The organism is Halarchaeum grantii (genome assembly GCF_014647455.2).
GTDB classification, from domain to species: Archaea; Halobacteriota; Halobacteria; order Halobacteriales; family Halobacteriaceae; genus Halarchaeum; species Halarchaeum grantii.
The window spans coordinates 145950-168329 of sequence record NZ_BMPF01000002.1; the positions used below are offsets into that span (position 1 = coordinate 145950).

At 71.4% G+C, this 22380-nt stretch carries 21 protein-coding genes; 12 read left to right on the forward strand and 9 right to left on the reverse strand.

The features are described 5' to 3' along the window. Positions 1–56: 56 nt before the first annotated feature. The 7 genes from IEY12_RS06980 (at position 57) to IEY12_RS07010 (ending at position 6308) form a co-directional block, all read left to right on the forward strand. Positions 57–1190, forward strand: a complete 1134-nt coding sequence (locus tag IEY12_RS06980) for a sodium:calcium antiporter (RefSeq protein ID WP_188881287.1) — start codon at positions 57–59, stop codon at positions 1188–1190. A 45-nt stretch (positions 1191–1235) separates the two neighbouring features. After that, a complete protein-coding gene (locus tag IEY12_RS06985) occupies positions 1236–2033 on the forward strand; it encodes a shikimate dehydrogenase (RefSeq protein WP_188881297.1) in 798 nt (265 codons plus the stop codon). A 26-nt stretch (positions 2034–2059) separates the two neighbouring features. Then, positions 2060–2752 (forward strand): helix-hairpin-helix domain-containing protein, encoded by a 693-nt coding sequence (locus IEY12_RS06990; protein ID WP_188881299.1) that lies wholly within the window; start codon positions 2060–2062, stop codon positions 2750–2752. Between the two features lie 95 nt (positions 2753–2847). Then, positions 2848–4347, forward strand: coding sequence for an aminodeoxychorismate synthase, component I (gene pabB / locus IEY12_RS06995; RefSeq protein WP_188881301.1), 1500 nt, complete (start codon positions 2848–2850; stop codon positions 4345–4347). Continuing rightward, positions 4344–4985, forward strand: a complete 642-nt coding sequence (locus tag IEY12_RS07000; RefSeq protein ID WP_188881304.1) for an anthranilate synthase component II — start codon at positions 4344–4346, stop codon at positions 4983–4985. The genes pabB and IEY12_RS07000 overlap by 4 nt, the downstream gene beginning before the upstream one ends. Beyond that, positions 4970–5821: an aminotransferase class IV gene (locus IEY12_RS07005; RefSeq protein ID WP_188881312.1), complete on the forward strand. Its 852-nt coding sequence runs from the start codon at positions 4970–4972 to the stop codon at positions 5819–5821. Before IEY12_RS07000 ends, IEY12_RS07005 begins: the two co-directional genes overlap by 16 nt. Positions 5822–5864: 43 nt before the next feature. Next, positions 5865–6308, forward strand: coding sequence for a Rieske (2Fe-2S) protein (locus tag IEY12_RS07010; RefSeq protein ID WP_188881344.1), 444 nt, complete (start codon positions 5865–5867; stop codon positions 6306–6308). Here the strand turns inward: IEY12_RS07010 and IEY12_RS07015 are convergent. Next, on the reverse strand, positions 6305–6595 hold the full coding sequence (locus IEY12_RS07015) for a transcriptional regulator (RefSeq protein ID WP_188881363.1): 291 nt from the start codon (positions 6593–6595) through the stop codon (positions 6305–6307). The genes IEY12_RS07010 and IEY12_RS07015 overlap by 4 nt on opposite strands. A gap of 118 nt (positions 6596–6713) precedes the next feature. Here IEY12_RS07015 and IEY12_RS07020 point away from each other — a divergent pair, with 118 nt between their 5' ends. Further along, the gene (locus IEY12_RS07020; RefSeq protein ID WP_188881369.1) at positions 6714–7679 is read left to right on the forward strand and encodes a nucleotidyltransferase family protein; all 966 of its coding nucleotides are present in this window, start codon (positions 6714–6716) and stop codon (positions 7677–7679) included. Here the strand turns inward: IEY12_RS07020 and IEY12_RS07025 are convergent. The 5 genes from IEY12_RS07025 to IEY12_RS07045 form a co-directional block, all read right to left on the reverse strand. Further along, on the reverse strand, positions 7669–8748 hold the full coding sequence (locus IEY12_RS07025) for a PAS domain S-box protein (RefSeq protein ID WP_188881383.1): 1080 nt from the start codon (positions 8746–8748) through the stop codon (positions 7669–7671). The genes IEY12_RS07020 and IEY12_RS07025 overlap by 11 nt on opposite strands. A gap of 125 nt (positions 8749–8873) precedes the next feature. Further along, positions 8874–9608, reverse strand: a complete 735-nt coding sequence (locus IEY12_RS07030) for a diphthine--ammonia ligase (protein WP_188881388.1) — start codon at positions 9606–9608, stop codon at positions 8874–8876. A 36-nt stretch (positions 9609–9644) separates the two neighbouring features. Beyond that, positions 9645–10775, reverse strand: a complete 1131-nt coding sequence (locus tag IEY12_RS07035; protein ID WP_188881399.1) for a DUF373 family protein — start codon at positions 10773–10775, stop codon at positions 9645–9647. A 63-nt stretch (positions 10776–10838) separates the two neighbouring features. Then, entirely contained in the window at positions 10839–11840 is a 1002-nt protein-coding gene (sppA, locus tag IEY12_RS07040; RefSeq protein WP_188881401.1) for a signal peptide peptidase SppA, read from the reverse strand. Between the two features lie 142 nt (positions 11841–11982). Next, the gene (locus IEY12_RS07045; protein ID WP_188881405.1) at positions 11983–12882 is read right to left on the reverse strand and encodes a coiled-coil protein; all 900 of its coding nucleotides are present in this window, start codon (positions 12880–12882) and stop codon (positions 11983–11985) included. A gap of 301 nt (positions 12883–13183) precedes the next feature. Here IEY12_RS07045 and IEY12_RS07050 point away from each other — a divergent pair, with 301 nt between their 5' ends. Together IEY12_RS07050 and IEY12_RS07055 are read left to right on the forward strand one after the other, a co-directional pair. Further along, on the forward strand, positions 13184–13600 hold the full coding sequence (locus IEY12_RS07050; protein ID WP_188881411.1) for a DUF371 domain-containing protein: 417 nt from the start codon (positions 13184–13186) through the stop codon (positions 13598–13600). Between the two features lie 71 nt (positions 13601–13671). Beyond that, positions 13672–14715: a glycosyltransferase gene (locus IEY12_RS07055; RefSeq protein ID WP_188881423.1), complete on the forward strand. Its 1044-nt coding sequence runs from the start codon at positions 13672–13674 to the stop codon at positions 14713–14715. Here the strand turns inward: IEY12_RS07055 and IEY12_RS07060 are convergent. Both IEY12_RS07060 and folP read right to left on the reverse strand, forming a co-directional pair. Continuing rightward, positions 14712–15389 carry a class I SAM-dependent methyltransferase gene (locus IEY12_RS07060; RefSeq protein WP_188881429.1) on the reverse strand — a complete coding sequence of 226 codons (678 nt, stop codon included), beginning with the start codon at positions 15387–15389 and terminating at the stop codon, positions 14712–14714. The two genes, IEY12_RS07055 and IEY12_RS07060, sit on opposite strands and share 4 nt — an antisense overlap. Then, positions 15382–17883 (reverse strand): dihydropteroate synthase, encoded by a 2502-nt coding sequence (gene folP / locus IEY12_RS07065; RefSeq protein WP_188881435.1) that lies wholly within the window; start codon positions 17881–17883, stop codon positions 15382–15384. The genes IEY12_RS07060 and folP overlap by 8 nt, the downstream gene beginning before the upstream one ends. Before the next feature lie 166 nt (positions 17884–18049). Here folP and IEY12_RS07070 point away from each other — a divergent pair, with 166 nt between their 5' ends. Further along, entirely contained in the window at positions 18050–19111 is a 1062-nt protein-coding gene (locus tag IEY12_RS07070; protein WP_188881444.1) for a sensor histidine kinase, read from the forward strand. Between the two features lie 137 nt (positions 19112–19248). On the opposite strand, the gene purH is transcribed toward IEY12_RS07070, so the two are convergent. After that, entirely contained in the window at positions 19249–20835 is a 1587-nt protein-coding gene (purH, locus tag IEY12_RS07075; protein WP_188881458.1) for a bifunctional phosphoribosylaminoimidazolecarboxamide formyltransferase/IMP cyclohydrolase, read from the reverse strand. Between the two features lie 168 nt (positions 20836–21003). Here purH and purB point away from each other — a divergent pair, with 168 nt between their 5' ends. Further along, positions 21004–22374, forward strand: coding sequence for an adenylosuccinate lyase (gene purB, locus IEY12_RS07080; protein WP_188881462.1), 1371 nt, complete (start codon positions 21004–21006; stop codon positions 22372–22374). Positions 22375–22380 lie beyond the last annotated feature (6 nt).

Below are 22380 nucleotides of genomic sequence, written 5' to 3' on the forward strand. Positions count from 1 at the left end.
CGACGCCCCGTGACCGAATGGGTGCGCTTACAAGTATCGTGGGAGACAGCCGTGGTATGGACGGCCTCGCACCGGCACTCCTCTCTCCGGCGGCGGACCGGACGCTCCTCCTCCTCGGGTCGTTCGCTCTCCTGCTCGCCGGCGCGGAAGTGTTCACGAACGGCGTGGAGTGGCTCGGACATCGCCTCGGCGTCAGCGAGTCGGCGACCGGAAGCATCCTCGCCGCCGTCGGCACCGCGCTCCCGGAGACGCTCATCCCCGTCATCGCCATCCTGCAGGGCGGGGCGGAATCGGCGCACGTCGGCGTCGGCGCGATCCTCGGCGCGCCGTTCATGCTCGCCACCATCGCGATGTTCCTCGTCGGCGTCAGCGTCTACCACTTCCGCGACCGGCGGGTGTTCGGCGACGAGATGCACTTCAACGAGATGGCGACCCGCCGCGACCTCTCCTTCTTCCTCGTCGGCTACGTCATCGCGTTCGCCGCCGCGTTCGCCCACAACCGCCTCCTCGAGTACGCGATGGCGGCCCTGCTCGTCGGCCTCTACCTCCTCTACCTCGTGCGCTCCCTGCAGAGCGGCGAGCTCGCGGAGAGCGAGGGCATCGAGGCGCTCCACCTCGGCCTCCTCATCGAGCGCGTCGCCGCGCGCGCCGGCTACGACCCGCGTTCGTACGGCGACAACCCGCGGTTCGTCTTCGTCGCCCTCCAGACCCTGTTCGCGCTCGGCCTCATCATCGGCGGCGCGCACCTCTTCGTCAGCGAGGTCCAGTGGCTCTCCAAGGAGGTGCTCGGCATCCCGATCGCCATCGTCGCGCTCCTCATCGCGCCGCTCGCGACCGAGCTCCCGGAGAAGTTCAACTCCGTGCTGTGGATCAGCCGCGACAAGGACACGCTCGCGCTCGGGAACATCACGGGCGCGATGGCGTTCCAGGGCACACTCCCCGTCACGCTCGGCATCGTCTTCACGGACTGGGACCTCTCGCTCGCGTGGGGGACCACGGGCTTCCTGAACGCCGTCTCCGTCGTCCTCGCCGTCCTCTCCGGGGGCATCCTCTACCTGCGCGCGCGCTCCGCGCACGAGGAGCCGATGGACCCGAAGCCCTTCCTCGTCGGCGGCGTCTTCTACGCGGCGTTCATCGCCCTCCTCGTCTACTTCGTCGTCGTCCTCGGCATCGACGCGGGCGCGCACTGACGCACCGAACAGGGGATTTTTGCTCGACGGCGTGCCTCGCCCTGTATGGACGTCTACGGACTCCTCGGGAACCCGGTGGGCCACTCGCTCTCCCCGCCGATGCACGAGGCCGCCTACGCGGCGCTCGACATGGACGCGCGCTACGTCACCTTCGAACCGGACGCGTCGGACGGCGCGGCGGCGGTCGAGGCCGCAGAGACGCTCGGTATCGCCGGTCTGAACGTCACGATCCCCTTCAAGGAGGACGTGCTCGATGCGGTCGAGCCGGACGACCTCGCGCGCCGCGTCGGCGCCGTCAACACCGTGGACTTCTCGGGCGACGTCCCGACGGGCCACAACACGGACGTCGCGGGCGTCCAGCGCGCCTTCGAGCGCTTCGACGTCCCGCTCGCGGGCGCGGACGCCGTGATCGTCGGCGCGGGCGGCGCGGCGCGGGCGGCGGCCGTCGCGCTCGTCACGGCCGGCGCGGACGTCGCCGTCGCGAACCGCACCGTCGAGCGCGCGCGGGCGCTCGCCGCCGACGTGGGCGCGGATGCGTTCGGGCTGGACGCGCTCCCCGACCTACTCGTGGGCGCGGACGTGCTCGTGAACGCGACGAGCGTCGGCATGGAGGAGGACGTCTCGCCGGTGCCGGCGGACGCCCTCCACGCGGACCTCGCGGTGCTGGACGCCGTCTACTCGCCGCTCGAGACGCGACTCCTCCGCGAGGCCGCCGAGGCGGGCGCGACCACCATCGACGGCGCGTGGATGCTCCTCTATCAGGGCGTGGTCGCCTTCGAGCGCTGGACCGGCTCGGACGCGCCCGTGGACGCGATGAACGCGGCGCTCCGCGAGGGGCTTTAAGACCCTCGCGGTCGTTACGCCGTCCAATGGGTCTCATCTCGAAACTGAAGTCGCTTCTCGGCATGGAGTCGAACCGGAGCGGACGCGAGCGCGACGCCAGCGTCACGGTCGAGCGCGAACGCGGCACAGAGCGTGAAGGCGACGTCGACGAACCGGTCGCGACCGAGACGGAGGCCGCCGCCTCCACCGAATCGCTCGTCGACGACGCCGTCGAGGAGGGCGACGCCGACTCGCCGGCGGAGGCCGCCGAACCCGCCGAAGCCGCCGGCCCGGACGAGGCGGACATGGAGACGGACATCGACGTGTCGGACGACGCCGACGAGACGGCCGTCGACGAACCGGTCGCGACCGAGACGGAGGCCGCCGCCTCCACCGAATCGCTCGTCGACGACGCCGTCGAGGAGGCCGAACCGGAGTCGAGCGCGGACGCCGCCGAGCCGGCGGAGGCGGCGGGGCCGAGCGAGGCGGACGTGACGACGGACGTCGCCGACGTCGAACCCGACGCCGACGAGGACGCCGTCGCCGACACCGAGGGCGCCGAGGACGTCGAGATAATCAAGGGCGTCGGCCCGGCGTACGCCGAGCGCCTCCGCGACGCCGGCGTCGAGACGGTGGACGACCTCGCGAGCGCGGACGCGGACGACCTCGCGGAGCGGATCGACCTCTCCCCGAAGCGCGTCCAGCGCTGGATCGACCGCGCGAACGAGCGCGAGGAGTGAGCGCGGCGTAGGGCGACCGGGGCGGCGCGGTGGCGTCCGGTTCGTCCGCCGCCGGCCCCGAAACGCGTTTCCCGGTCGGGCGCCCTTTCACGGCTATGAGCGACGCAGACGTGCGAACGGAGCGCGCGGCCTTCGTGGCTGCGGCGCGTGACGCCCCGCCCGGCGCGCGCGTCCCCGTCGAAGTCCGGGTGGCCGTCGACGACCCCTTCGACGCCTATCGTCGCGCGCGCGGTACGGGGCGTTCCGACGACGCCCCCGAGGCGCACGACGAAGCGGCGGTCTTCTACGAGACGGGCGGCGGCCGCGACGGCTGGGGCTACTTCGGCGTCGACCCGGTAGCGACCACGACCGTCGGCCCCGACGAGACCGGCGTCTTCGACGCCATCGACCGCCTCTTCGAGGGCGAGACGCTCGTGCGCGCGGGCTGTGACGTCCCCTACCCCGGCGGGTTCTTCGGCTACCTCTCCTACGACGCCGCGCGCGAGACGGAGGCCATCCCGGAGACGACGACGGACGACCGTGGCGTTCCGCGCCTCGAACTCGCGACGTTCGAGGTGCTCGCGGCGTGGCGCGACCCCTTCGCGGCCGGTGACGACCTCCGCGTCGTCGCGACGCCGCGACTCGAGGGCTACGCGAGCGTTGAGGCCGCGTACGCCGACGCGCGCGAGCGGGCGCTCGCCCTCGCGGAGCGCGCGACCGAGGGCGCGTACGGCGACGAGACGCCGCCCGCGCCCGGCACGGACGCGACCTTCGAGAGCGACGCGGGGCGGGAGGCGTTCGCCGAGCGCGTCGCGCGCATCAAGGCCGAGATACGCGCGGGCGAGACGTTCCAGACGAACGTCAGCCAGCGCCTGCGCGCGCCCGCCGCCGTCCACCCCGTGCGGGCGTACGCGGCGCTTCGCGAGGTGAACCCCGCGCCGTACGCGGGCCTCCTCGAGTTCCCGGGCTGTGACCTCGTCTCCGCGAGCCCCGAACTCCTGCTCGAGCGTCGTGGCGACGAGTTGCTCACGGAGCCAATCGCGGGCACGCGGCCGCGCGGCGAGACCGAGGCCGCGGACGCCGCCTACGAGGCGGAGCTGACGAGCGACGAGAAGGAGCGCGCGGAGCACGCGATGCTCGTCGACCTCGAGCGCAACGACCTCGCGAAGGTCTCGACGGCGGGGAGCGTCGCCGTCGAGGAGTACAGGCGAATCGACCGCTACTCGCGCGTGATGCACCTCGTCTCACTCGTCTCCGGGACGCTCCGCGAGGGCGCGACGCTCGGCGAGGCCGTCCGCGCGCTCTTCCCCGGGGGAACGATCACGGGCGCGCCGAAGCCGCGAACGATGGCGCTCGTCGACGAGGTTGAGGCGACGCGACGCGGCCCCTACACGGGGAGTATGGCCGCCATCGGCTTCGACGGCGACGCCACGCTCAACATCGTCATCCGGACGCTTGTCCGCACGGGCGCGGAGTACGGCCTGCGCGTGGGCGCGGGCGTCGTCCACGATTCCGACCCCGAATCGGAGTACGACGAGACGCTCGCGAAGGCCCAAGCGCTCGTGGACGCGGTGGACCGCGCACTCGCGGACGCCGATCTGGAGGTCGAGCGATGAGCGCGCGCGTGCTCGTCGTGGACAACTACGACTCGTTCGTCTACAACCTCGTCGACTACGTCGCCGCGCACGTCGGCCGCGAGGCCGTCGCCGTCGAGCGCAACGACGCCATCACCGTCGCGGACGTCCGCGCGCTCGACCCGGACGCCATCGTGGTGTCGCCCGGTCCCGGGACGCCCGCCGACGCCGGCGTCTCGACGGCGCTGTTCGCGGAGACGGAGTACCCGATACTCGGGGTGTGTCTCGGCCATCAGGCGCTCTGTGCGGCGCGCGGCGCCGATGTCGTGCGCGCGCCCGCGGTCATCCACGGGAAGCCCTCGACGGTCACGCACGACGGCGCGGGCGTCTTCGCGGGCCTCCCGGAGACGATTTCGGTCGGGCGCTATCACTCGCTCGCCGTCGAGCAGGGGACGCTCCCCGCGCGGCTGGTGGAGAGCGCGCACACCGTCGCCGGCGACGCGGACGGCGACGCCGAGATCGTGATGGCGGTTCGGGACACGGAGCGCCCGCACGTCGGCGTCCAGTTCCACCCCGAGAGCGTCCTCACGGGCCGCCCGGAGGACCCCGCCGACCTCGACCTCGGCCGGGCGCTCGTCGCGAACTTCCTCACGGAGGTGGCCGGATGCGCTATCACGTAGCCGGCGAGCTCGTGGACGCCGCCGACGCCACCGTGAGCGTCGCTGACCGGGGGTTCCGTTACGGCGACGCCGGGTTCGAGACGCTGCGCGCGTACGGCGGCGGCGTCTTCCGGTGGGACGACCACGCCGACCGGCTCGCGGGCACGCTCGACGCGCTCGGCTTCGACCGGTACCCGGACGCGGCGGACCTCCGCGAGCGCGTCCGCGAGACGCTCGCCGCGAACGAGCTCGCGGACGCCTACGTCCGCGTCTCCGTCACGCGCGGCGCACAGGGGGGGAAGCTCACGCCCGGCCCGGCGGACCCCACCGTCGTCGTCGTCGCGAAGCCGCTCCCGCGAGGAGGGGTCGCGGGCGAGGACGTCTGGGACGCGCCCGCGAGCGCGCGCGTCATCGAAACGCGCCGCGTCCCGAGCGACGCACTCCCCGCGAGCGCGAAGACGCACAACTACCTGAACGGCGTGCTCGCCCGGACCGAACTCGACGGCGAGGACGAAGCGCTCCTCCGCGACACGGACGGCCACCTCGCGGAGGGCGCGACGAGCAACGTCTTCTGGGTGCGCGACGGCACCCTCCACACGCCGAGTCTGGCGGGGGACGTCCTCCCGGGCGTGACGCGTCGCGTCGTCCTCGAACTCGCGGCCGACGCGGGAATCGACGTCGAGACGGGCGTCTACGAGCCCGGGGCGCTCCGACACGCCGACGAGGCGTTCCTGACGAACACGACGTGGGAGGTCCGCCCGCTCGTCGCCGTCGGCGACGCCGCGCTCCCGGTCGGTCCCGTCACCGAGCGCCTCCGCGACGCGTTCGACCGGCGCGTCGAGGCGACGCACTACTGAGGAAGCGACGCGTTCAACTCGCCGGGGCCGATACCGGAACAGCATGGATTCCGGGACGCGGATGGCGCCACTCGCGGACGTCCCCGACGCGTCGAGCCTGCTCGTCACCCTCCGCGACGAGGCCGGCGAGGACGTCGAGTTCGTCCTCGTGCGCGCCGACGGCGGCGATAGCGAGGGCGCGGAGGAGGAGGTTCGGGCGTGGCACAACGTCTGCCCGCACTGGACGGACGTCCGCTTCGACTCGGGGAGCGGCGCGGAGGTCAGAAACGGCGACCTCGTCTGCACCAAGCACGGCGCGACGTTCGGCTGTGAGAGCGGCGACTGCGACTTCGGCCCGCCCGAGGGGTCGTCGCTCACCGGCGTCGACGTCGCCGTTCGCGACGGCGGCGTCTACCTCGTGGACGAGGACTACGAGTTCGTGCGCGTCGGGGCGGCCGAGACGGAGCGCGACCGCTCGACGAACCCCGGCGAGCGCCTCGGCTTCTAGGACTCCACGACGAACGCGGGTTCCTCGATACCCTCGTGCTTGCACTCCGGGCAGCGCGACGGCAGGTTCAACGGGTCGTCGTAGCCGTCGAAGCCGCACTCGCGGCACGCGGGCGGCCGGACGAGCAGTTCCTCCTCCGGGGACCCGCGGACGGACTCCGCGACGTGCTCGACGTGCCCGAGCGCGGCGTGGGGCGTCACCTCGAACGTTTCGGCGAGCGAACTCGGCGTCTCCGGTCCCTCCCGAAGGGCGTCCGCGATGCGCTCGCGCGTCGTTCGTGACTCCATACGCACCCGTACGGTTGTTCGGGATTTAGCTCCCTCGGTGGCCCCGTACTGCGGGGGTGTGTCGCCCGCCGGCGTCGGAGGGGAAAAGGACTTAGGGACTGCGGGGAAGGGTTCACGTATGAAAGCCGTCGTGCTGGCTGGTGGGTACGCGACGCGTCTCTGGCCCATCACCAAGAACCGGCCGAAGATGTTTCTCCCCGTCGGTGACTCCACGGTCATCGACCGAATCTTCGCCGAGATCGAGGCGGACGAACGCATCGACGAGGTCTTCGTCTCCACGAACGAGCGCTTCGCGGACGCGTTCCGCGAGCACATCCGCGAGTCCGACTACGAGAAGCCGACGCTCTCCGTCGAGGACACGAGCGCCGAGGACGAGAAGTTCGGCGTCGTCGGCGCGCTCGCCCAGCTCTTCGAGCGCGAGGGCGTCACGGACGACACGCTCGTCATCGCCGGCGACAACCTCATCAGCTTCGACATCTCGGAGTTCGTCGACTTCTTCGAGGCGAAGGAGACCCCGACCATCGCCGCCTACGACGTCGGGAGCTACGAGCGCGCGAAGTCCTACGGTCTCGTCGAGCTCGACGGCGACGAGGTCATCAACTTCCAGGAGAAGCCCGAGAACCCGAAGAGCACGCTCGTCTCCATCGCCTGCTACGCCTTCCCCGAGGACGTCGTCACGTCCGGCTTCGACGAGTACCTCGGCTCCGGCGAGAACCCCGACGAACCCGGCTGGTTCGTCGAGTGGCTCCAGTCCCGGACCGGGGTCCACGCCTACACCTTCGAGGGCGCGTGGTTCGACATCGGCACCCCGGAGAGCTACCTCGACGCCGTCGCGTGGCAGCTCGACGGCGAGAACCTCGTCCACGAGGACGCCACCGTCGAGAACACGACGCTCGGTGAGGACGTCCACGTGATGGCGGGCGCCGAGGTCGTCGACTCCAACCTCGACCGGGCGGTCGTCTTCCCGGACGCGACGCTCCACGAGTGCGACGTCCGCAACTCCATCATCGACGAGGACACCCACCTCGAAGACATCGACTTCTCGGGCGCGCTCGTCGGCGCGCACACCCGCATCACGAACTGACGGCGGCGTCCGCCTTCCCCACGAGCGTCACGTCGCGGAACTCGACGCGCGCCCCGCCGTCCGCGCCCGCTTCGAGACGCATCGACCAGCCGTGCTCGGACGCGATCGTCCCGACGATGTGGAGGCCGTAGTGGCCGCTCTCGGTGTCGAGCGAACGGCCGACGTCGCGCGCGATGACCTCGTCCGAGAACCCGGTGCCGTCGTCCGCGACGTAGAACCCGTCCCCGTCCCCGACCACGCCGACCGTCACCGTCGGGTCCGAGCGGCCGCTGTGCTCGACGGCGTTCCGGAAGAGGTTCTCGAGGAGCTGGCGAAAGCGGCTCCGGTTGGCGCGCACCTGCCACACCCCGTCCGGGAGGTCGAGCGTCGCGTCGCCCGTCGCGACGGTGTCCCACGCCGCCTGCGCGACGGCGTGGACGAGCAGCGTGTCGACGGCGTCCGCGTCGTCCGTGCGGCGAGCGCGCGCGAGCATGTCCTCGATGATCTGGTCGATGCGGTCGATGGACTCATCGACGGTGCGGAGGTACTCGCTGTCTCGCCGATCGCGCTCGAGCGAGAGCTGTGCCTTCGCGACGGCGAGCGGGTTGCGGAGGTCGTGCGAGAGGACGTCCGCGAACTCCTCGAGTTCGGCCTTCTGCTCGCGCAGCGTCTCCTCGCGGGCCTTGCGCTCCGTGATGTCCGTGATGATGCCGGTGAAGACGCGCTCGCCGTCGTACTCGTGCTCGCGCAGGCTCACCGACACCGGGACCTCGTGGCCGTCGGCGTGCAGCGCGGTCAGCTCGACGCCGTCCCAGTCGATGTGCCGCTCGCCGCTCTGCAGGTACTGGTCGAGACCGTTCGCGTGCGCGGAGCGGAAGCGCTCCGGAATGATGCTCATCTTCGAACTCCCGACGAGTTCCTCGGGCGCGTAGCCGAGGATGCGCTCCATCGCCGGGTTCGCGAAGACGATGACGCTGTCCTCGTCGATCGTGAGCAGTCCCTCGGACGTGTTCTCGATCAGCGCGCGCAGGAACTCGTCGTCGTCGCGCAGAGACCCCCCGCTCCGAACGAACTCGGCGGCGTTCCCCATTACGGCAGACTAGGCGAGCGGGCGGGTTAAGCGTTCTCGCCTCGCGGCCCTCGTCCCGGCCGTGCGGAACGACCCCGACGGGACACACCCTCGAAGGCGGTGTCGGGCGCGGAGTGCACGGCGCGTCAGGCGAGTCGCGCGTCCGTGATCTCGACGCGCCCACGGTCACCCTCCCACACCGGCTCGTAGTCGAGGTCGATGGCGCGCGCCATGTGCGGGCCGTCGGTGACGAACGTCTCGAACTCGCCGCCCTCGCCGAGCGGGTGGACGCCGTACTCCTCGCTCAGGGCCGCGAGCTCGTCGAGAGCGTCGCGGTCGAGCGTCCGCCCGAGCCACGACTCATCGAGGCCGTACGCCGCGACCTGCAGGATGGTTATCTCGAAGCCCGCATCGAGCATCGCCGCACCGAGTTCGAGCGGGTCCTTCTGCCAGAGCGGCGCGAAGACCTCGCAGCCGAGGCGGTCGGCCATCGCCTGAATGCGCGACGTCTGGAACTCGCTCTCGATCGCGCCCGCCGTCACGCCCGCGAGGCCGCCGTCGAGGTCGTCGGCGAGGCGTTCGAGCGCGCGCTCCATCGGTTCGAGTTCCGCGTCGCCCTGCGCGCCCGCGTCCGTCGCGTTCGCCGCCTCGAAGTCCGCCGGCTCGACGTTCACGTGCTCGATGCCGACGCTCTCGGCCGCGAGACCCGTGAGCTCCGTCGCCGGCACGTGGTACATGTAGGAGTCCGCCGAGGGGTGGACGGTGAGGAGGCACGCGACGTCCAAGTCGGATTCGAGCGCGCGGTAGAGCGCCCAGCTCGAGTCCTTCCCGCCGGAGAACAGCGACACCCACCGTCCCTCGCCCGCGTCGAAATCGCTCATACACGCCCGTGGGCGCCGACGGCTAAAGACTCCGCGCTAGCGCCTGACGGCGTCCGTGCTCTCGTCGCCGGCCGCGAAGTGACTGGAGACGCGGATGCCGACGAGGCTGACGAGCACGCCCAGCAGGACGAACGACGCGAGGCGCTCCTCCGGCGTCAGGACGGCCGCCCCGATGAGGGGGAGCGGCGGCGTGTGGAGCGGCGCGAGAACGCCCGCGCGCTCCACGAAGTAGCCCGTGAACCCGCGGACGACGAGACCGACCGCGATCGCGCCGAAGGGGAGGTTGAGGCGCGCGGCGCCGAGCGTCTCGTCGCGGATGTACTCGTCGATGAGGCGGCCGGTCGCGCCCGCGAGCGCCGCGAGCGCGAGCCACGGGACGCTGCGGTAGCCGAACGCCATCGCGGCGACGAGCACGCCCGGGTCGCCGAGCGCGGAGACGCCGAGCGCGCCCGCGAACGTCCCGACGAGCGCGAGGCCGGCCGCGATGACGTACGTGACGATGGAGACGCGCCCCGAGTAGAGCGCGTCGCGCGCCTGCCCGGGGAGGTCAGCGAGGTACTCGTCGACGCTCAGCCCCTTGTAGAGGATGAAGACGCCGATGACGGCGGTGATGGAGGCGACGGCGGCGGCGAGACTGCGCGTCACCGTGAGCAACACCGGGAAGACGAGGAGCACCGCCCCGAGCGGGACGAGCACGCTCTCGCGGAGTTCCTCGTCCGCGAGGAACTGCTTCAGGAGGTAGTACGTGCTCTCGATGTCGCGCGCCTGCCGGACGACGACGCGGTCGACGGCGTCCACGGGGAGGCGGCTCTCGACGACCGGAACGAGGCGTTCGTCCTCGGCGGTGTCGACGACGACGATTGCCGAGTCGGGGTCGTGTGCGGCGACGAGCTCGTCGAGTTGCGCGGCGGCCGAGCGGTCCGCGCCGACGGCCGTGTCCGCGACGCCGGAGACGACCGCCGGCACCGCGTCGTCGCCCTCCGCGCGGAGGTCGTCCGTGAGGCGGAGCACCTCGAGGAGGCAGTTGACGCTCGAGTCCTCGGGGTCGTCCATCCCGAGCGCGACGACGAGCGATTCGACGGCCTCGCGGCCCGCGATCGGCGGGTCGACGTCGGCCTTCCGCGCCACGTCACCCGCGCGATCGACACACACGACCAGCGTACGCATCGGACGTCCCTACCGTCGCGGTCGGCGCGTAAAAAGACCCGCTACTGCGCTCTCGGGGGCGCGTCAGCGCAACTCGACGTCCACGCCGTCCTCGCCCGCCAGCGTCCGTGCGACGCCCGCGCCGGCCGCGTACGCGACGGACTGCGCGCCGACGCGGAGCCGCCGCATCAGCCCGGGCGACGGGCGGAACTCCTCGACGGCCACCTCGACGCCGAGCGACTCCGAGAGGGCGTCCTCGGCGTCGCGCGCGGTGCCGATCTCGTCCACGAGACCGCGCTCGACGGCCTCCTCGCCGAGGAAGACGCGCGCCTCGGTGTCCCGGACGGCCGCCGGGTCGAGGTCGCGGCCCGCCGCGACGCGCTCGACGAAGGCGTCGTAGTAGTCGTCGATGAGCCCCTGGAGGTAGTCGCGGTCGTCCGCGTCGAGCTCCTTCAGCGGCTGGCCGGCGTCCTTGTACTTCCCGGCGGCGAAGCGCTCGTAGGAGACGCCGAGTTCCTCCGCGAGCTCCTTCGCGTTCACCGTCGAGCCGATGACGCCGATGCTCCCGACGAGGCTGCCCTCGCGGGCGAACAGCCGGTCGCACGTGGAGGCGATCCAGTACCCCCCGCTCGCGCACTGGTCGGTCGTGTACGCGACCGCCGGGCCGTCGAAGCGCTCGACGGCGAGGCGGATGTCGTCGCTCGGGACGATTTCGCCGCCCGGCGTGTTCAGTTTCACGAGCAGGCCCGCGACGTTCGGGTCGCCGTCCGCCGCCTCGATCTGCTCGACGATGGCGTCCGCCGGCGGCGTCACGACGCCGCCCGCGAGCCCGTCGCCGGCTCCGTCGCGCGTGATCGGGCCGTCGACGGCGACCTCCGCGACGTTGTAGTCGGCGAACCACCCGCGCGCGAGTCGCGCCGCGCCGCGAACGGCGCCGATCGCGAACGCGATCGTGAGCACCACGCCGAGCAGTTCTGCGGTGTCGCCCGGCAGCAGGACGAACACCGTCCAGCCGACGACGACGGCGGCGAGCGCCGCGAGGACGACGACTGCGAGCTGCCCGAGTCGGTTTCCGAGCGTATCCATACCCTAGAGGGTGGTGCCCGCTACGTAAACGCTCGGGCGCACGACGAGCGCACGATCGCGCGGTGGCTACGCGGCGTGAAAACCAAAGAGAAGAGAGAGAAGACGCGGCCTCGTGGCCGCCCGGCCGTCGGTGACGGCCCGTTTACAGGAGACCGGACTTCTGGAGCTTGCGGAGGTCCTCGGTGTCGACCGTCTCGCCCTCCTTGAAGCGCTCGTAGATCTCCTCGGCCTCTTCGCGGGCCTCCTCCTGCTTCGCGGCGCGCTCGCCCTTGCGCTCCTCTTCCTCCTGCTTGTCGAGTTCGCGCAGGCGCTTCTGGACGCGCACGAACGCCTCGTGGTGGGCGTCAGCGGACTCCTGGGCCTCGACGAAGCTCTCGTGCATCTCGTCGGCTTCGTCGCGGATGTCGTCGGCCTCGCGATAGGCCTCGATCATCTGATTGTGGTGCTGCTGCGCCTCGTCGGCGAGCTCGGTGACCTTCTCGTGGTGGTTCGAGGCTTCCGCCCGAACCTCCTCGGCCTCCTCGACGAGGCCCTCGAGGTCGTCGTTGTCCTCGAGGGTTTCCTTGCGTTGCTGGTACTCCTCGCGCTTGTTCTCGATCTTCTCGATGAGCTCGCGCTCGTCCTCGGGGGACAGGACCTCCGTCTGCTGCTTGAACTCGAGCTGCTCGATGTCCTCCTTGAGCTCGTCGAGGTCCTTGCCCTCGTCGAGTTCGAGGTCGCCCTTGCGCTCGTCGACCTCGTCGAAGAGCTCGTTGGCCTTCGCGTTCAGCTCGTTGCGCTGTTCCTTGTGCTCCTGAACGCGCTCGTTGAGCTCGTCGCGCTTCTCGCGGTGTTCCTGGGCCTCGTCGACTTTCTCGCGCGTCTTCGCGTTGAGATCGTCGCGGTCGGAGGCGCGGGAAGAAGCGAGCTGGTTGAGTTCGTTACGTCGGTCGCGGAACTGACCCGCCTTCTTGATGAGCTGCCCCTTGGATTTCTCCTGGAGCTCTTCGTCGGTGATCAGTTCGTCCGCTTCGGATACTTCGAGAGTTGCTTCCTCTACCATTGTTTGATCCTCGGTTCCATACCGCCGGAGCGTCGCGTACGGCGACCGCTCGTGGTGTCCTGTTGCCCGTCGTAAGGAGAGCGTCGGTTCATTCTCGAGCGGTGCTGGCGAACGCCCGCAGCGTTCTGGTGACTCAACGTAGGGGAGTACTACATTTAAATTTTGCGCCACCCAAACCGCTGTAAACAGTTAGCATACCCCGCGTATTCGCACACGTCGGCCCATGTGTTTCGTTCCCATAGTGACTTAAACGGGCGGCGAAACGGACGGCCTCATATACGGCCGCGAGCTACGCCGTGGTATGCATCGGGAAGTCGTCCACGCACGCGGCCACGAGAACGTCAGCGCCGCGCACGCGAGCACGTTCGAAGTCACCACCGACGACTACCTCACGCCGGCGGGCGACTGCATCCTCGCCGTCGAGGCCGCTCGTGCGCCCGCCGACTTCGACGACGCGTTCGTCGAGGCGGTGCGGGACGCCGACGCCACCGTCACTCTCACCGTCGAAGCCGACGGCCACACGGTGTCGGTCGCGGGACGCGGCGACCCCGACCTCACGTACGAGAGCGAGCGCTCGATGGTCGGACGCACCAGCACGTACGTCGACGACCGCACGGTCATGCTCGACGCCGAGTTCGCCGCCGAGGGGTTCGATGACGGCCTCGTCGACGCCCTCGCCGCCGGCGCGGACGCCACCGTCACCCTCACCGTCGAGTAGCGCGCCGGCCTCCGCGACCCGGCGCGGGCGATGGAGGAAGGCTTTTGCCGGCGTCACACTCACCCGAAGACATGCGCGTGGCGCTCGTCTCCGCCCGGACCGTCCACCACGCGGACGCGGGTCCGGCCGCCGAGCGCCTCGACTCGCTTCGCGCCCTCCTCGCCGGACGCGGCCACGACGTCACCGTCTTCTGCGCGCAGTGGTGGGACGGCGACCACGACGCCTTCGAGCACGACGGCGTCGCGTATCGCGCCCTCGAACCCGAACCGGAGGAGCGGTGGGCGCCGCTCCGGCTCCTCCCGGCGCTCCGGTCGTTCGACCCGGACGTCGTCCACGTCGCCGACCCCCGCCCGGGGTTCGTCTTCGGCGCGCGACTCGCGAGCGCGTTCGGCGCGCCCGTCGTCACCGAGTACTACGACCCGCCGTCCGACGACCGCCTCACGCGGTGGGCGGCGGCTGCGAGCGACGCCGTCGTCGTCCCCTCGGCGTTCGTCGGCACGGCCCTCCGGGAGGCCGGCGTCCCCGACGAGGCGCTCCACCGGATTCCGAACGCCGTCGAGATGGACCGCGTCCGCGCCGTCGCGGCCGACCCGGACGCCGGTGACGTCGTCTACTCGCGGACGCTCGACGCGGACGCCAACCTCGAGTCGGTGCTGCTCGCGCTCGCGGAGTTCCGCGACTACGACTGGTCGGCGACCGTCGTCGGCGACGGCCCGGAGCGCGCGAACTACGAGCGCCAAGCGCGCGACATGGGCATCGCGGACCGTGTCTCCTTCGTCGGCGAGCAGTCCCTCGACGACCGCCTCGCGCTCTTCAAGGGCGCACACGTCTACGCGCAGACCGCCTACCGGACGAGCTTCCCGACCGACCTCCTGCGCGCGCTCGCCTGCGGCTGCGTCGGCGTCGTCGAGTACCACGCGGACTCCGCGGCACACGAACTCGTCGAGGGCGACGCGCGGGGCTTCCTCGCGACGAGCGACGAGGAGCTCGTGGACTGCCTGCGCGACGCCACCGACGTCGAGCGCCTCGACATCGACGAGTCGTACGCCGCCCACGACGAGCGCGCGTTCCTCGAACGCTACCTCTCCCTCTATCGCGACCTCGGCGCCGTCTAGGCCCGAACGCGGACGAAGAGGAACTCGCCGCCGCCGTGCTCGTCCGGCACCCGCGTCTCCTCCTCGACGGTGAACCCGGCGTCCCGGAGGCTCGCGAGCGTCTCCTCGGCGACGGGGAAGCTCCAGTGCATCTCGACGCCGCTCCCGAGCCAGTTCGGCGTCCCGCCCTCGTAGGCGTCCGTTCCCGTGGTGACCAGCGCGGGCGCGCCGTCCGCGAGCACGCGATGGAACTCCGCGTAGACCGACGCGTGGGCCTCGCGGGGGACGTGAATGATGGAGTGGAGCGCGACCAGCCCGTCGAAGACGCCGTCGCGGAACGGGAGCGCGCTCATGTCGCCCTGCACGAGCCCCGCCGTCGGCGAGCGCTCGTGCGCGCGCCCGAGTTGCTCGCGCGAGAGGTCGAGGCCGACGACGTCGAACGCGAGGTCGAAACGCGAGAGGACGGGAACGCCCGCGCCACACCCCGCGTCGAGGACGAGCGCGCCGTCCGGCAGGTCGCGCGCGACGGCGTCCACGTGGTCGATACCGGGTTCGCCGACGGCGGTTCGGGCCTCGCGGTGGACGCGCGCGAGTTCGTCGTAGCCCTCGCGGACCGCGTGCAGGTAGGAGGCGCGACCGTCCGCCTCCGGGAAGTCGTCGTCGCGCACCGTCCGGTCGTCCGGATCGTCACTCATCGCCCTCACCCCCGTTCGTCGCGCCGTCACCGGCCGGCTCCGGGTCGTCCGCCCCGTCGAGTCGCGTCCCCGACCGGACGGCCTCGACGGTCCGCACCGCCGCGACGTTCTCCGCGACGTCGTGGACGCGGATCACGTCCGCGCCGCGCTCGGCGGCGACCGCCGTGCCCGCGACGGTGGCGTGCCCGCCCCGATCAGGGTACCGGTCGATAGCGCCGAACATCGACTTGTGCGAGTGGCCGACGAGCACCGGACAGCCAAGCGCGTGGAACTCGTCGACGCGCTTCAGTATCTCGAAGTTCTGGCCGACGGACTTCGCGAAGCCGATGCCGGGGTCGACGATGATCTTCTCGCGGGGCAGTCCCGCCTTCTCCGCGAGCAGGACGCGCTCGCGGAGTTCGTCGATGACGTCCTCGACGACGTCGTCGTAGTGGACGTCCGCCCCCGGCTCGACGGGCGCGTTCAGCGAGTGCATCACGACGAGCGGCGCGCCGTGCTCGGCGGCGACGAAGCGCATCTCCGGGTCCTCGAGGCCCGTCACGTCGTTCAGGATGTCCGCGCCGGCCTCGAGGGCGGCGCGTGCGACCTCCGCCTTCATCGTGTCCACGCTGACGAGGCAGTCGAGGTCGGCGATGCGCTCGATGACGGGGACGATGCGCGCGCGCTCCTCGGCGGCCGGGACGGGGTCGGCACCGGGGCGAGTGGACTCGCCGCCGACGTCGATGACGTCGACGCCGTTCGCCACCATCTCCTCGGCGCGCGCGACGGCGTCCTCGACGGCCTCGTACTCGCCGCCGTCGTGGAACGAGTCCGGGGTGACGTTCAGGATGCCCATCACGGCCGTCGAGTCGCCGCTCCACGGGTACTCCGTCCCCTCGTCCGACGTCTCGATGTCGAGCGTCTCCCGGAGCTCGTCCGCGTAGACGGAGAGCCCGTAGGGCTGGCCGTCGAGTTTGGCACACAGGCGCTTGAACTGCGCGAGCGTCCCCATCATCACGACGTCGAGCATTCCACGCGTCTGGTCGTTCAGTCCCGAGATTGCACACTCCCCGCCGAGGCTCAACAGCTCCTCTTTGAGGTACTGCGCCTGGCGCTTCTGGACGCGCGAGCGGACGACGCGGTGGACGCCCTTTCCGCGCATCCGCCACGCGCCCGCCGGCGTGACGTGCGCGCGTTCGAGGTGCTCGCGGGACTCCGCCAGCGAGTCCGCGCGCTTCTCGACGGTCGTGCGTGTCCAGCGCTGGCGCGCCTCCGCGACGGTGAACAGCGACCCCGTGACGAGCACGGCGTCGCCCGCCTCGGCGGCCTCGAGCGCGCGCTCGACGGCGGCCTCGACGGAGCTCATCGCCGTCACCTCGCCCGCGCCCGCCTCGCGGAACGCGACGGCGAGCGCGTCCTGGTCCTCCGCGCGCCCGGAATCCGGGCGACACGTCCGCACCGTCGCGGCGTCGGGGAGCGCGCCCGCCATCCCGCCGTGGTCCTTGTCGTGCATCGCGCCGACGACGAGGTGGAGGTCGTCGTAGTCGAACTCGGCGAGGGTGTCCGCGAGCGCCTCGCACGCGCCCGGGTTGTGCGCGCCGTCGAGGACGACCAGCGGGTCCTCGCCCATCACCTCGAAGCGCCCCGGCCAGTAGGCCTTCCGCAGGCCGCGCGCGAGCGTCGCGTCGTCGACGTCGACGAGCTGCCGGACGAGCGTCGCGGCGATGCCCGCGTTCGACGCCTGATGCTCGCCGAGCAAGGGAATGCGAGCGTTCAGCGTCCCTGACGCGTCCGCGACGGAGACGGCGGCCTCCGCGGGCGAAACCGCGCCCTCGTACGTGACGCGGACGTCGCGCTCCGCCTCGGGACCGACCGTCACGACGTCGCCCGCGACGTCCCGGACCGCGTCGAGCGCGTCGCCGCGCGCGCCCGTGACGAGCGGCGCGTCGGCGGGCGCGACGTGGGCCTTATCGGTCGCGATCTCGGCGACCGTATCGCCGATGATGCCGGTGTGTTCGAGCGTCACGCTCGTCACGCAGGACGCCGCCGGGTCGACGACGCTCGTCGCGTCGTATTTCCCGCCGATGCCGACCTCGAGGACGGCGACGTCGACGTCGGCGGTCCCGAAGCGCCAGAGCGCCAGCCCCGTTATCGTCTCGAAGAACGTCGGCGAGTCGCCCGTCGCGGCGCGCTCCGTCACGTACTCCTCTATCTCGGAGACGTACTCACGGACCGCCGCCTCGGAGACCTTGCGGCCGTTCACGCGGACGCGCTCGCGCAGGTCGTCGAAGTGCGGCGACGTGTAGAGTCCGACGTCGAGGCCGGCTTCGCGGAGCGCGGACTCGACCATCCGAGCGGTGCTCCCCTTCCCGTTCGACCCCGCGATCTGGACGTACGTCGGGCCTCGCTGGGGGTCGTCGAGGGCCGAGAGGAGGTCCGCGACCCCCTCGGTGCCGGCGCGCGGGCGGAACCGCTGGAGGTCGAGGAGAAAGTTCGCGGCCTCGTCGTAGCGCATATACAGACACCTCCGTTCGGGCGGTCAAAGGCGTGTCGGATGCCGGAGCGGGCGTCACGCCACCGGGACAGGTGGGACGACGCGGCGCGCACCGCGCTCGGTGGGTTCGCCCCTCTCGGTCCCGACAGGCCAACGCCTATGGCCCGACCGCTCGAACGGGTCGTGCATGGACATCCCCCACGCCGTCGCCGCCGGCGCCCTCGACGCGGCGAGCGACGCGCTCGCGGTGCTGGATGCCGACGGCGTCGTCGTCGCGGGAAACGACGAGTGGGCGTCGTTCGCGCATTTCGGCGCCACCGCGGACGCCGGAACCGACTACGTGAGCGCCGTGGCCGCCACCGATGCGGCCGGCGCGCGCGTCGCGGACGCGCTCCGCGCGGTACTCGACGGCGACGAGTCGGCGCACGCCGAGTACGAGCGCGCGGCCGACGGAACGCGACGCTGGTATCGCTTCCGCGCGGCGGCGTTCGATGCCGACGGTGAGCGCTACGTTCGCGCCGAACACGCGACGGTCACCGAGCAGGTCGTCGCCGAGGCGGCGGTGCGCGAGCGCGACGAGGCGCTGTGGTCGAGCGCCGCCGTGCTCAATCACGACCTCCGCAATCGCCTCACGGTCGCGAGCGGCTGGCTCGACATGCTCCCGGACGACGAGGGCGACGGCCCGAACCCGAAGGAGCGCGTCGCGAACGCCATCGACCGCGCGGACGCGACGGTCGTGGACGCCGTCGAGTTCCTCCGCGTCGGACGCGCCGGCATCGCGGTCGCACCCGTGGACGTCGCGGCGCTCGCACACACGGCGTGGAGCGCCGTCGAGCCCGCCGACGCGACGCTCGACGTCCGCGACCCCGGGACGGTCACCGGGGACGCCGCGCTCGTCAGGGACGCGCTCGAGCGCGTCTTCGAGAACGCGCTGACGCACGCCGGCCCGGACGTGGCGGTGACCGTCGACGCCTTCGAGCGCGGGGGCGAATCCGGGTTCTACGTCGCCGACGACGGCCCCGGAATCGAGCGCGAGAAGCGCGAGCGCGTCCTCAGACTCGGCGGCACGACGGTCGAGGGCGGGACGGGCTACGGCCTCCCGGTGGTCGCGCGAATCGCGGCCCGACAGGGCTGGCACGTGGCGGTGACGGACGCGGCGGACGGCGGGACCCGCGTCGAGTTCGTCACGGACCCGCGAGCGCCGCAGGTTCGCGGCGAACTCTCGGACCCACGGCTCTCGGAGCGATAGCGAGCGGACGGCACCTGATCGAGCCAGTGAGCGGGTGTGCCGTCGCGTCGCGAGGCCCGCTCACCACGGTGTCAGCGCATACGACGCGGTGGACGCGTTCCCCGTGAAGAAGGTTCGCCGGCGGGGGAAGCTCGGAGTTACGAGTGCCGGAACGTCCGGTTGCCCGTGAACGCCATCGCGATGCCGTGTTCGTCACAGGCCTCGATGACGTCATCGTCGTTCACGGAGCCGCCGGGTTGGATGACGGCCTCGATGCCGGCGTCGGCGGCTTCCTCGATGCCGTCCGGGAACGGGAAGAACGCGTCGGAGGCCATGACGGCGCCCTGCGCGCCCTTCCCCTCGGCGTGCTCGTCGGCTTTCATCGCGGCGAGGCGGACGGCGTCGACGCGCGAGACCTGTCCCATGCCGACGCCGACGGTCTCGGTGCCCTTCGCGAAGAGGATGCCGTTCGACTTCACGTGCTTCAGCACCTTCCACGCGAAGCACATCGTCTCGACCTGCTCGGCGTCGGGTTCGGCCTCGGTGACGAACTCGAGGTCGTCCGGGGTGGGGGCCCACGTGTCGCGCTCCTGAACGAGTTTGCCGCCGACGAGCGACTGCTCGGTGAAGCGCTCGGAGACGACGTCGGGCCCGAGTTCGTCGCCGCCGACGTCGAGGACGCGGAGGTTGTCCTTCGAGGTGAGGACGGCGAGGGCGGCGTCGGTGTAGCCGGGCGCGACGACGACCTCCTTGAAGGAGTCGACGATCAGTTCCGCCGTCGCCTCGTCGCAGGGGCGGTTGAGCGCGACGATACCCCCAAAGGCGCTCATCGGGTCGGTGGCGAGCGCGTCCGCGTAGGCCTCGGCGAGCGTGTCGGCGGTCGCGCAGCCGGCGGGGTTCGTGTGCTTGATGACGGCGGCGGCGGGCTCCTCGAACTCCTTGATGAGGTTGAGCGCGCCGTCGGCGTCGTTGTAGTTGTTGTAGCTGAGCGCCTTTGCACCCTCGTTGAGCTGGTCGGCGTGGACGACGCTCGGCTCCGTACTGCCGAGGTCGCCGTAGACGGCGGCGTCCTGGTGGGGGTTCTCGCCGTAGCGGAGGTCGGCCTCGCGGTCGGCGCCGTCGATGCGGCGGACGGGGAACTCCTCGTTCGCGTCGGCCTCGACGCGGACCTCGTCGTCCGCGACCTCGACGTCGTTGTTCGCGAACCACCGGATCGCGCGCGGGTAGGCCTCGAACTCCGCCTCGTAGAGAACGCGGTCCTTGAGCGCGGCCTCGTCGTCGTCCGCGTAGACGGGGACGGGCTCCTGCGTGACGATGGGGCCGGCGTCCACCGCCTCGGTGACGACGTGGACGGTCGCGCCCGTCACGCTCACGTCCGCCTTCAGGACCTGCTCGTGGGCGTCCATGCCGGGGAAGGAGGGGAGGAGGCTCGGGTGGACGTTCAGCGTCGTGGGCGCCTCGTCGAGGAACGTCTCGGTGAGCACGCGCATGTAGCCGTCGAGGACGACGAGGTCGACGTCGTAGTCCGCGAGGCGTTCGAGGACGCGCTCCTCGTGGGCCTCGCGGGCCTCGCCCTCCTCGCGCTCGACGGCTTCGGTGGGGATGTCGCGCTCGGCGACCGCCTCCAAGACGGGGGCGTCCGCGTCGTTCGTGAGGACGACCGAGAACTCGGCGTCGCCGGGCGCCCGGTCGGCGATGTGCAGCAGGTTCCGTCCACGGTTGCTGGCCATGCCGGCTAGCTTCATACGCGGCCTCGCGCACCGCACGCCGAAAGGGATTGCGGTTCTTCGAGGGGAAGTATGCACAGACGAGCATAGATACAGCGGGTATTCCGCTCCGGTGCGCTTCGTCTATACACGCACGTGGCGATTCGGACCGGCACGCTTTTGGGCCGCGCGACGGGACTGGCGGGTATGCCGGACCCGCTCTACGCGGTTTCACCCCTCGACGGCCGCTACGCCTCCCGGACCGCCCCGCTCGCCGACTACGCGAGCGAGGCCGCGCTCATGCGTGCTCGCGTCCGCGTCGAAGTCGAGTACCTCTGCGCGCTCGCCGACCTCGAGGCGACGCCGCTCGCCCTTTCCGACTCCGAGCGCGCCGCCCTCCGCGACGCCTACGAGTCCTTCGACGAGGAGTCCGCCGCCCTCGTCAAGCGCATCGAGACGGAGGGAACCGAGGAGTACGCGGCGACGAACCACGACGTGAAGGCCGTCGAGTACTTCGTCCGCGAGCACGCCCCCGAGCGCGTCCACCAGTGGATCCACTTCGCGCTCACGAGCGAGGACGTCAACAACCTCGCCTACCGCCTGCTCCTCAAGCCTGCCGTCACCGAGGTGCTCGTTCCCGAGCTCCGCGAGGTCCGCGACGAACTCGTCGGGTTCGCGCACGACTACGCGGAGACGCCGATGCTCGCGCGCACCCACGGCCAGCCAGCGACGCCCACGACGTTCGGCAAGGAGATGGCGGTCTACGCCGCCCGCCTCGGCCGAAAGCTCGCGAGCGTCGAAGCCGCCGCGGACGGGTTGGCGGGGAAGCTCGCGGGCGCCTCCGGCACCTACGCCGCCCACCACGCCGCCTACCCCGACGTCGACTGGCGCGCGTTCGCCCGCGAGTTCGTCGCGGGCCTCGGCCTCGCGTACACCGAGCCCACCACCCAAGTGAACCCCTCGGACGACCTCGCCGAACTCTTCGACGCGCTCCGCGAGACGAACACCGTCCTCCTCGACCTCGACCGGGACGTCTGGACGTACGTCTCCCAGCGCTACCTCGGCCAAGAGGCCGCGAAGAGCGAGACGGGGAGCTCGACGATGCCGCACAAGGTCAACCCCATCGACTTCGAGAACTCGGAGGGGAACCTCTCGAAGGCCAACAGCGACCTCGCCTTCCTCGCCGACTACCTCCCCACCTCCCGATTGCAGCGCGACCTCTCGGACTCCACGGTCAAGCGCAACGTCGGCGCCGCGTTCGCCTACTGCCTGCTCGGATACACGAAACTGCAGGACGGCCTCGCGAAGGTCGTCCCGAACGAGCGGGTGATGCGCGACGACCTCGAGTCCACGCCCGAGATCATCGGCGAGGCCGTCCAGACGGTCCTCCGCCGCGAGGGCGACACCGAGGCCTACGAGCGCGTGAAGGCCCTCACGCGCGGCGAGCGCGTCACCCTCGAGGACTTCCGCGACCTCTTCGACGACCTCGACGTCTCCGCGGACGTCCGCGAGGAACTGCGCGCGCTCACGCCCGCCAGCTACACGGGCGTCGCCGCCGACATCGCGCGCGACGCCTGAGCGCGG